This window comes from Niveispirillum sp. (assembly GCF_017996735.1).
GTDB lineage: Bacteria > Pseudomonadota > Alphaproteobacteria > Azospirillales > Azospirillaceae > Niveispirillum.
Window position 1 is genome coordinate 1 of sequence record NZ_JAGOGJ010000187.1, and the last position, 10,117, is coordinate 10,117.

The window sequence follows — 10,117 nt, forward strand, 5'->3', positions numbered from 1 at the left end:
CCGCCACAACCCGCCTCGCCCCCATCCCCGAACTCGCCTCAACCCAGGGCGGCGGCATCGCCGCCCTCCCCGACCACAAAGCCGGACCCGTCCCCGAACAAGCCATCTACCGCGTCACCCTCACCGCCACACACCAGGACCAAAACCCAATCCCCATCGCCCTGCGCGGACAGGTCCACATCACCGCAGAACGACAAAGCCCAGCCACCAAAATCATCACAAACTCAATCGCCATCATCAGACGCGAAGCAGGTTTCTGATACGCGGGGGCCGCCGGGGGTTCAGCCTCCGGCGGGGTGGCGGGCGGCGCGTGAGGGCGACCGGTATGAGGCGGGTTTGCCGGTTCCATCACCGGTACAATTGTCACAGGCTCGTAACGGCTTTGTTACAGAGCTATCCGCCTTCCCCCGCCCCTGGCATCCTTCGCGGCAAAATCCTGTCGGACGGAGGATATAAGAATGCGATTGGGGACCATGGCCCGGCTGGGCCTGTTGCTGACCTGTGCCACCCTGGGAGCCGTAAGCCCGGCGCTGTCCCAGGAAAAGAAGGTGATGAGCGCCACCGACATGTGGGGGCTGAAGCGCCTGTCGCCGCCGGCCCTGTCGCCGGATGGCAAGTCGGCGGTTGTGACGGTCTCCGTCTTCGACCTGAAGACGGACAAGCGCGCGGCTGATCTCTGGCTGTTCCCCGTTGATGGCGGCCCGGCCCGGCAATTGACCACCGACCCGGCGGCGGAAAGCGACGCGGTGTGGAGCCCCGATGGCAAATACATCGCCTTCATCGCCCGGCGTGACGATGACAAGGCTCCGCAGCTTTACATCCTGCCCGTGGGCGGGGGCGAGGCGAAGCGGGTGACAGCCGTACCCACGGGGGTACGCACGCCAAAATGGCTGCCCGACGGCCGGGGACTGGTCTTCATGACCCGTGTCTGGACCGATCTTTCCACCTGGGACGATCAGGCCAAGCGCCTGAAGGAACAGGAAGAAAGCAAGATGACGGCCAAGGTCTGGGACAAGGCACCCATCGCCTATTTCGATCGCTATCTGGATGATCGCGAAAACCACCTCTACGCCACCGACATCGACGGCGCGGCCCCGCGTGCCATCACGCTGGGGTCGGGTGTTTCCGTGCAGTATAATGAGGGGTCGGCCCCCTTCGACATCTCCCCCGACGACAAGGAAATCGCCTTCCCCGTCAATGTCGACAAGGTGGGCAACCGGCCCAATACCGACCTGTTCACCATCGCGGTGACGGGCGGGCAGGCCACCAACCTTACGCCGGACAACACGACCGGTCCCGACAGCAACCCCGCCTATTCGCCCGACGGTAAATATCTGGCCTATGCCAAGCGCACCATCTACGGCTTCTATGGCGAGAATGCGAAGCTGATCGTGCGCGAGCGCGCCACGGGTGCGGCCCGCGACATCACCGAAGGCTTCGACCGGTCAGCCGGCGCCTATGCCTGGACCAGCGACAGTTCGGCCCTTTATGGCGCCGTCGATGACGCCTCCGTCCAGCGTGTCTATCGCTATGACCCCAAGGGCAAGGAAAAGCCCCGCCGCGTCACCGACGGGTCGACCGGCGATGTGACGGATGTGGAGGTCGCGGGCAAGTCCCTGGTGGGTCTGCGACAGTCGATCAGCGCCCCGGCCGAGCTGGTGGCCATTGAGCCGAAATCCGGCAAGGTCCGCGACATTTCCGCCGCCAATGCCCAGGCCATGGCCGGGTTCCACATGGGCAAGGTGGAAAGCGTCACCTACAAGGGCGCGAACAACGCCGACATCCAGATGTGGGTGGTCTATCCGCCCGATTTCGATCCGTCGAAAAAATATCCGGCCATGATGCTGGTCCATGGCGGCCCACACAATGCCATCAGCGATGCCTTCAGCTATCGCTGGAACGCGCAGGTCTTTGCCGGCTGGGGCTATGTCGTCACCTGGCATAATTTCCACGGCTCCAGCGGCTTTGGTCAGGCCTTTACCGACAGCATCAACCCCGAATGGGGTGAGGTGCCCTATCAGGACACGATGAAGGCCGCCGACTGGCTGGCCGCCAAGCCCTTCATCGACAAGGACCGCATGCTGGCCGCCGGTGCGTCTTATGGCGGCTATCTGACCAGCTTCATCCTGGGCCGCGAACATCCGTTCAAGACCCTGGTCATCCATGCCGCCGTCTATAACCTCTATACCCAATATGCGGCCGATTTCAGCGGCAGCCAGGCGCGGTTCAAGGAGTTCTGGGACGATCAGGACAATATCGCCCGCAATTCACCGCATATGCAGGCCGGCAATTTCAAGACACCGACCCTGGTTCTGCATGGCGAACAGGATCTGCGCGTGCCCATCAACCACGGGATCGAACTGTTCAACACGCTTCAGCGCCGGGGCGTGGAAAGCCGTCTGGTCTATTTCCCCGACGAGAACCACTGGGTTCTGAAGCCGCAGAACAGTGTCTTCTGGTACGGGGAGGTTGAACGCTGGGTGAAGGCCCATGTGAAGCCGGGACCCTCGGCACCGGGCATGTAAGAAAAGACAGGGGGCGGGACCGAAAGGTTCCGCCCCTTTTTGGGGATGATTATTCCACCCAGTGAAATGATGAACTGCCCAGCCGATGGATTAACGTCACGACCTTCATGACCCATTCTGCCCTGGCGGATCGGGATGCCCCGGTCCAACAAGATCAGGGACCTAATCATGAAGCTCTACCATCACCCCCTGTCGGGCAATGCTCACCGCGCCCGCCTGTTCCTGTCGCTGCTGGCCCTGCCGCATGAACTGGTTGAGGTCGACCTGATGACCGGCGCCCATAAGCAGCCGGAATTCCTGGCGCTGAACCCGTTCGGCCAGGTGCCGGTGCTGGAGGATGACGGGGTCGTGATCCCCGACAGCACAGCCATCCTGGTCTATCTGGCCCACAAGCAGGGCGGCGGCTGGCTGCCGGAGGATGCGCAGGGCGCCGCCGCCGTGCAGCGCTGGTTGGCCGTTGCGTCGGGCGAACTGGCCTATGGACCGGCCGCAGCGCGACTGGTCACGCTTTTTGGTGCAAAATTCAACGCTGAGGAAGTGATCGGTCGCGCCCATCTGCTGCTGGGCCGGCTGGAGGCGCATCTGGATGGGCGTGACTGGCTGGTCGGCAGCCGCCCCACCATCGCCGATGTGGCCCTCTACTCCTACCTGTCCAGCGCGCCGGAGGGCAATGTCGACCTGTCCCCCTATCCGCGCGTCAAGGCCTTCCTGGCCCGGATCGAAGCCCTCCCCGGCTTCGTACCCTTCGCCCGCAGCCCCGTGGGTCTGTCCGCCTGAAGCCTGACACCGGCACGCGATGAGGGAGGGTACGATGAGCGGCAAACTGCCCGTCTGGCACGAAGGTGAAAAGGTCCTCCAGGAAAAGCTGGGCGTGGCCGAGCGGATGGAGGGGGTGGGACAGCGGGTGATCCGCGATTTCATGCCCCAGCAGCATCGTGACTTCTATGCCCAGGCCCCCTTCATCGTGGCCGGGTCGGTGGATAAAAAGGGTGATGCCTGGGCCACGCTGCTGGCCGGCGGCGCGGGGTTCATCAGCGCGCCCAGCCCCACCCGCCTGGATATCCAGGTGCCCCTGGACCCGCAGGACCCGGCCAGCGCCGGCATGCAAACGGGGGAGGCCATCGGCCTGCTGGGCATTGAGTTGCATACCCGCCGCCGCAACCGCGTGAATGGCATCATCCGCGCGGCATATCCCGGCCTGCTGCGGTTTGAGGTGGACCAGAGCTTCGGCAACTGCCCGCAATATATCCAGTTGCGGGATGTCAATTTCGTGCGTGACCCGGCCGAACCGGTCACGCCCGAGGCGCTGGAAAGCCATGAAATCGACGAGAGCGCCCGCGCCATGATCCGGGCGGCGGACACGTTCTTCGTCGCCTCCTATGCCGAGCGGGAGGATCGCCGTCAGGTCGATGTCTCCCATCGCGGCGGCAAGGCGGGCTTCGTCCGGGTCGCCGATGACGGCACCCTGACCATCCCGGATTTTGCCGGCAACCTGTTCTTTGCCACGCTGGGCAATATCCTGGTCAATGGCAAGGCGGGGCTGGTCTTTGTGGATTTCACCACCGGTGACATGCTGCACCTGACCGGCGACGCCGCCCTGATCCTGGACGGGCCGGAGGTGGCGTCGTTCCAGGGGGCCGAACGGCTCTGGACCTTCCGGGCCCGCCGCGTCATCCACCGCCATGCTGCCCTGCCTCTGCGCTGGTCCTTCCGCGAACAGGGCTGGTCTCCCAATTCCCTGATGACGGGTGATTGGGAACAGGCGGCCGACCGGTTGCGTGCCGCCGACCTTGCCACGCAATGGCGTCCCTTCACCGTGACCCGCATCGTGGAGGAGAGCCGCACCATCCGGTCCTTCCATCTGGCGCCTGCCGACGGGGCGGGCCTGCTGCCGCATCAGGCGGGCCAGCATCTGCCCATCCGCCTGACCCTGCCCGGCAGCGACAAGCCGGTGATCCGCACCTATACCCTGTCGGTGGCCCCATCCGATGGCTATTACCGGATCAGCGTGAAGCGGGATGGTCTGGTCTCCCACTATCTGCATGATCATGTCCGCCGCGGTGACCGGATCGAGGCGCGCGCGCCGGCCGGCGCCTTCACCATTGATGCGGCGGAGAAACGGCCTGCGGTCCTGCTGGCCGCCGGTGTCGGCATCACGCCGCTTCTGGCCATGCTGCGGCATGTGGTTTATGAGGGGCTGCGCACCCGCTCCATCCGCCCCACCATCCTGTTCCAGGCCGCCCGGACAAAGGCAGAACGGCCGTTTGACCGTGAATTGGCCGAACTGGTCACGGCGGCGAAGGGGGCCGTGCGGGTTGTGCGGGTGTTGAGCGACCCCGACGACGCCATCGAAGGGCGCGATTATGACGTCGCCGGCCGCATCGACGCCGCACTGTTGAAGGCGCATCTGTCCTTCAACGATTACGATTTCTATCTCTGCGGCCCGCCCGCCTTCACCCAGGCGCAGTATGACGGGCTGCGCGCGCTGAGCATCGCTGACCATCGTATCCATGCAGAGGCGTTCGGCCCCTCCTCCCTGACCCGCAGCAGCGATGCCGCCAAACCGGCGGCACCCCAGCCGCCCCCCGCCACGGCACCGGTGCCCGTGGTCTTCACCGGCGCCGGCAAAGAAGCGCGCTGGACCCCCGGTTCCGGCAGCCTGCTGGACCTGGCGGAGGCGCGGGGCCTGTCCCCGGAATTCAGTTGCCGCGCCGGCACCTGCGGCACCTGCAAGACAAGGCTGCAGGCCGGTGCCGTCAGCTATCTGAAGGAACCCACGGCCCCGCACGCACCGGATGAAGTGCTGATCTGCTGCGCCGTGCCCAGCGGCGACAGCCCCCTGCAACTCGACCTCTGACCCCGGAGAACCCCCATGTCCCGTCCGCCCCTGCCCCCCTTCACCGAAGAAAGTGCCATCCTGAAAGTGCGCTTGGCCGAAGATGGCTGGAACAGCCGCGATCCGGCCAAGGTGGCGCTGGCCTACACAGAAGACACACGCTGGCGCAACCGCGCCGAATTCGTGACGGGCCGGGCGGAGGTGGAGGCCTTCCTGACCCGCAAATGGAACCGGGAGCTGGAATACCGGCTGATCAAGGAATTGTGGGCCTTCACCGGCAACCGCATCGCCGTCCGCTATGCCTATGAATATCGCGACGATAGCGGCCAATGGTACCGCGCCTATGGCAATGAGAACTGGGAATTCGCCGAGGATGGCCTGATGCGCGCGCGCCATGCCAGCATCAATGAACACCCGATCGCCGAGGCCGACCGCCAGTTCCGCTGGCCCCAGGGAAGCCGCCCCGACGACCATCCCGGCCTCAGCCATTTTGGGTTTTAGGGGTAAGGCTAGCCTCACCTTGCCATCCGAGACTGCCCGCCAATGATATGCTACCCCTCCGGAACAGCCATGACGGAAGGGGCAAGGATGGATCGCTGGCATTCCATGCGCATCTTCGTGAAGGTCGCGGAGACGGCCAGCTTCGCGGAAGCCGCGCGCCAGTTGAACCTGAGCGCGCCGGCCGTCACCCGCGCCATCGCCAGCCTGGAGGACACGATCGGCGCCCGCCTGTTTGTCCGCACCACCCGGTCGGTGAAACTGACGGAGGGCGGGTGCCGGTATCTGGAGGATTGCCGCCGCATCCTGTCCGACATTGTCGAGGCCGAAGCCGCCGCCGGCGGTTCCTACGCCACGCCCACGGGCACCCTGTCGGTCACGGCCTCGCTGCTGTTCGGGCAGATGCATGTGCTGCCCATCCTCATGGATTATCTGGATGCCTATCCGTCCATGACGGTGCGCACGCTGTTTGTCGACCGGCCCGTGAACATCATCGATGAAGGCATCGATGTGGCCGTGCGCATCGGCCATCTGCCCGACAGCGGCTTCACCGCCATCCGGGTGGGCAGCCTGCGGCGGGTGGTCTGCGGTTCACCCGCTTATTTTGCAAAACATGGCGAACCGGTCACGCCCGCCGACCTGCGCGACCACCGCATCGCGGCCTCAACCAGCGCCTGGGCCTCCACCGACTGGCGCTTTGGCGGGGACCAGCGGGTGACGGTGCGCCCCGCCCTGCAATGCAACACCAACGAGGCGGTGATCAGCGCCGCCCTTTGCGGCTGGGGCCTGACGCGGGTGCTGCATTATCAGATCGGCCCCGCCCTGGCCGCTGGCCGGCTGCGCATCGTGCTGGCGGCGCATGAGGAGGAGCGCCTGCCCGTGCATGTGCTGCATCCCGAGGGCCGGCACGCCCCCGCCAAGGTGCGGGCCTTTGTCGACATGGCGGTGGAAAGGCTGCGGGCGAACCCGTTGCTGAACGGGTAGCGGTCCCGCCCCGCCCTTGCTACCCTGCCGGTATAAAACCAACAAGGAACAGCAGGGATGAACGCCAGGGCACTCCTCCTCCTTCTCGCGATGTTAGCGGTACCGGTTGCATCCGCCACCGATGGCCCCCTGGCCCGCACGGGAACGGGCGCCGTGCGCGGGCTGACGGAACAGGGGGTGGACCGGTTCCTGGGCATTCCCTTCGCGTCCCCGCCCGTGGGCGACCGGCGCTGGCGCCCGCCCGCCCCTGCCGCCGCCTGGGACGGGGAACGCCCGGCCGGAACCTATGGCGCCGATTGCGCGCAGAAACCCTTTATCGGCGATGACGCGCCCCTGGCCACGGTGCCGGCGGAGGATTGCCTGTACCTGAATGTCTGGCGCCCCGCCGGCATGGCGGGTGGAAAGCTGCCCGTCATGGTCTGGATCCATGGCGGCGGCTTCGTCAATGGCGGCACCTCACCCGCCATCTATGATGGGTCGCGGATGGCACGCGACGGGGTGGTGGTGGTCAGCGCCAATCACCGGCTGGGCCGTTTCGGCTTCTTCGCCCACCCGGCTCTGACGGCGGAGGCCGGCGACGGCCCCACCGCCAATTACGGCTTCATGGATCAGATCGCGGCCCTGCGCTGGGTCGCGGCCAATATCGCGTCCTTCGGCGGTGATCCGTCCAACGTCACCATTTTCGGGGAAAGTGCCGGCGGCCTGTCCGTCAATGTCCTGCTGTCGGCGCCGGCGGCGCGCGGCCTGTTCCACAAGGCCATTGCCATGTCGGCCGGCGGCCGTTCCACGCTGCTGCCCTCTCCCACCCTGGCGGCGGGAGAGGCGGCGGGCCTGCGGTTCGCCGCCGGCCAGGGCATCACCGATACCGGCCCCACGGCGCTTGCCGCCTTGCGGGCGCTACCGGTCGAGGCGCTGGTCGGCAGGTTGAACCTGGCCACCCTGTCGGGTGTCACCGACTATTCCGGTCCCGTCATCGACGGCAAATTGATGGAAGGGGTGCCTTTGGACCTGTTCCGCGCCGGCAAGGCCGCCGCCATCCCCGTGATGATTGGCGCCAACAGTGCCGATGGCTGGTACAGCGGCGGCACGAAGGACGATATCCTGGCGGCCTTCGGCCCGCTGCGGGCAGAGGCGGCGCGCCTTTACGACCCGACCGGCACGGACGGTGCGGACAAGGTAGGCCACCGCGTCAATGGCGACGCCATGTTCATCGAACCCGCCCGCGCCACGGCCCGCGCCCTGGCGGCAAGGGGGCAGAGCGTCCATCTCTACCGCTTTTCCTATGTCGCGGAAAACATGCGCAGTCGATGGGCGGGCACCGAACATGCCAAGGAACTGCCCTTCATCTTCAACAATGTCCTGCCGCGCTATGGCAGCCTGACCACCCCGGCCGATCTTGTCATGGCGGCCCGCCTGCGCAGCTATTGGACCGGTTTTGCAAAAAAGGGCGTGCCCGCCATTGACGGCGGCCTGGTTGCCCCTCGCTTCGGGGTCGGTGATGAACGGCTGATCGATTTCACCAACCAGGGGCCGCTGGTCACCGACGATCCGTACAGGGCGCGGCTGGACCTGACCGAACGGCGGCTGGAGGGACGATAGCGCCCTCGCAACCGCCGCACCCCTGCCCCCCGGCATCCGCGATTGTGCCGGGGCCGTGCCCGTGCGATGAAGCAATATCAAGTCCCATACTGGAACCGCCGCCCGCATCGGGCCGCCGCCGTTCCGGCGGTGCTTAGGACGCCTGGCCGCATCGTGCGCCGGGCCGGTTTTCAGGGTTACGTTTCCAGATATGCAGGATTTCAACGGCTTCGGGTTGCTGCCCCCGCTTTCCGCCGGCTTGGCCGCGGCGGGTTATACCACCCCCACGCCCATCCAGGCCCAGGCCCTTCCCGCCGCCCTTGCGGGCCGCGACGTGCTGGGCCTCGCCCAGACCGGTACCGGCAAGACGGCGGCCTTCGCCCTGCCGGTGCTGCAGGCACTGACCAAGGCGGACAAGCGGGCACGCCCCCATTATCCGCGGGCGCTGATCATGCTGCCCACACGTGAACTGGCCTTGCAGGTCGGCACGGTCTTCGACCTGCTGGGTTTGCAATTGCCCTTCACCAATGCGGTCGTGCATGGCGGCGTCTCGCTGAACCCGCAGATCAAGGCGCTGGTCGCCGGGGTCGATATCCTCATCGCCACGCCGGGCCGCCTGATCGACCTGATGGACCAGGGCAAGTGCAAGCTGGACAATGTTGTCCTGTTTGTCCTGGACGAGGCGGACCGCATGCTGGACATGGGCTTCCTGCCGGCCGTGAAGAAGATCGTGGCCAAGCTGCCCAAGACGGGCCGCCAGACCATGTTCTTCTCGGCCACCATGCCGGGCGACGTGTCTGGTCTGGCCGGAAGCCTGCTGCATGACCATGTGCGGGTGGAAGTTACGCCGCCCGCGACGACGGTGGAACGTATCGACCAGTCGGTGATCTATCTGGACATGGCGCAGAAGGCACCGACGCTGGTGAAACTGCTGTCCGATCCGGCCGTTGAGACCGCCATCATCTTCACCCGCACCAAGCATGGCGCCAACAAGCTGGCGGCACAGTTGGCGGGCGCTGGTCTGGGTGCGGATGCCTATCACGCCAACAAGTCACAGAATGCCCGCGAACGCGCGCTGGATGCGTTCCGCGCCGGCAAGACCCGCGCCCTGGTCGCCACCGACATCGCGGCACGCGGCATTGATGTGGATTTGATCACCCACGTCTTCAATTACGATCTGCCGGAAGTGGCCGACGCCTATGTCCACCGTATCGGCCGCACGGGCCGCGCGGGCCGGGCCGGCACGGCGGTATCGCTGGTCACGCCCGCCGACCGCCCGCTGCTGAAACAGATCGAGAAGGTGACGCGCCAGTCGATCCCGCGCCACCCGATGGAACCGGCGGCCGCCGCCGTTCTGCCGCAACTGAAGCCGGAACGTCCGCCGCAGCCGCAGCCTAAGCGCAAAGCCCCCAAGCCGGCGGGCCAGCCCGGTGAGCGCGCCCAGCAGGGCCGCCCCGGTCGCCGGGGCCAGAGGCCGCCCCAGGCCGAGGCAGCGGCGCGGCGCGCGCACCTCGGCAATCAAGCCGTCCCTCCGCTCGCCGATCGCATGCGCCCGCAGTCGCTGGAAGAAGTGGTGGGCCAGCGGCAGCTCTTGCGCGAGGGCAAGCTGCTGCGCGACGTGATCCAGAAAGATCGCGTGCCCTCGCTCATTTTGTGGGGGCCACCCGGCTCTGGCAAGACGACGCTGGCCCGGTCC

The 10,117-nt window shown here is 66.3% G+C and carries 8 protein-coding genes; all 8 read left to right on the forward strand.

Features of this window, described 5'->3' with window-relative positions; genetic code table 11:
• On the forward strand, nucleotides 1-260 hold a 260-nt coding region (locus tag KBA48_RS30470), incomplete at its 5' end, for a hypothetical protein (protein ID WP_292912450.1).
• 198 nt (nucleotides 261-458) lie between these two features.
• Nucleotides 459-2,525: a S9 family peptidase gene (locus KBA48_RS30475; RefSeq protein WP_292912451.1), complete on the forward strand. Its 2,067-nt coding sequence runs from the start codon at nucleotides 459-461 to the stop codon at nucleotides 2,523-2,525.
• Nucleotides 2,526-2,693: 168 nt separating this feature from the next.
• Nucleotides 2,694-3,302 (forward strand): glutathione S-transferase family protein, encoded by a 609-nt coding sequence (locus KBA48_RS30480; protein WP_292912452.1) that lies wholly within the window; start codon nucleotides 2,694-2,696, stop codon nucleotides 3,300-3,302.
• Nucleotides 3,303-3,336: 34 nt separating this feature from the next.
• The gene (locus tag KBA48_RS30485) at nucleotides 3,337-5,382 is read left to right on the forward strand and encodes a pyridoxamine 5'-phosphate oxidase family protein (protein WP_292912453.1); all 2,046 of its coding nucleotides are present in this window, start codon (nucleotides 3,337-3,339) and stop codon (nucleotides 5,380-5,382) included.
• 15 nt (nucleotides 5,383-5,397) lie between these two features.
• The gene (locus KBA48_RS30490) at nucleotides 5,398-5,862 is read left to right on the forward strand and encodes a nuclear transport factor 2 family protein (RefSeq protein ID WP_292912454.1); all 465 of its coding nucleotides are present in this window, start codon (nucleotides 5,398-5,400) and stop codon (nucleotides 5,860-5,862) included.
• 87 nt (nucleotides 5,863-5,949) lie between these two features.
• Nucleotides 5,950-6,843 carry a LysR family transcriptional regulator gene (locus KBA48_RS30495; RefSeq protein WP_292912455.1) on the forward strand — a complete coding sequence of 298 codons (894 nt, stop codon included), beginning with the start codon at nucleotides 5,950-5,952 and terminating at the stop codon, nucleotides 6,841-6,843.
• Nucleotides 6,844-6,933: 90 nt separating this feature from the next.
• Nucleotides 6,934-8,442, forward strand: coding sequence for a carboxylesterase family protein (locus KBA48_RS30500; protein ID WP_292912457.1), 1,509 nt, complete (start codon nucleotides 6,934-6,936; stop codon nucleotides 8,440-8,442).
• 190 nt (nucleotides 8,443-8,632) lie between these two features.
• Nucleotides 8,633-10,117: DEAD/DEAH box helicase (locus KBA48_RS30505; RefSeq protein ID WP_292912456.1), on the forward strand; the 1,485-nt coding region annotated here is incomplete at its 3' end.

What these genes read in the sequence shown, in the direction of transcription:
- KBA48_RS30500 (WP_292912457.1), top strand. Translation starts at nt 6,934, where the DNA reads ATGTTAGCGGTACCGGTTGCATCCGCCACCGATGGCCCCCTGGCCCGC.
- KBA48_RS30485 (WP_292912453.1), top strand. Translation starts at nt 3,337, where the DNA reads ATGAGCGGCAAACTGCCCGTCTGGCACGAAGGTGAAAAGGTCCTCCAG.
- KBA48_RS30495 (WP_292912455.1), top strand. Translation starts at nt 5,950, where the DNA reads ATGGATCGCTGGCATTCCATGCGCATCTTCGTGAAGGTCGCGGAGACG.
- KBA48_RS30490 (WP_292912454.1), top strand. Translation starts at nt 5,398, where the DNA reads ATGTCCCGTCCGCCCCTGCCCCCCTTCACCGAAGAAAGTGCCATCCTG.
- KBA48_RS30475 (WP_292912451.1), top strand. Translation starts at nt 459, where the DNA reads ATGCGATTGGGGACCATGGCCCGGCTGGGCCTGTTGCTGACCTGTGCC.
- KBA48_RS30480 (WP_292912452.1), top strand. Translation starts at nt 2,694, where the DNA reads ATGAAGCTCTACCATCACCCCCTGTCGGGCAATGCTCACCGCGCCCGC.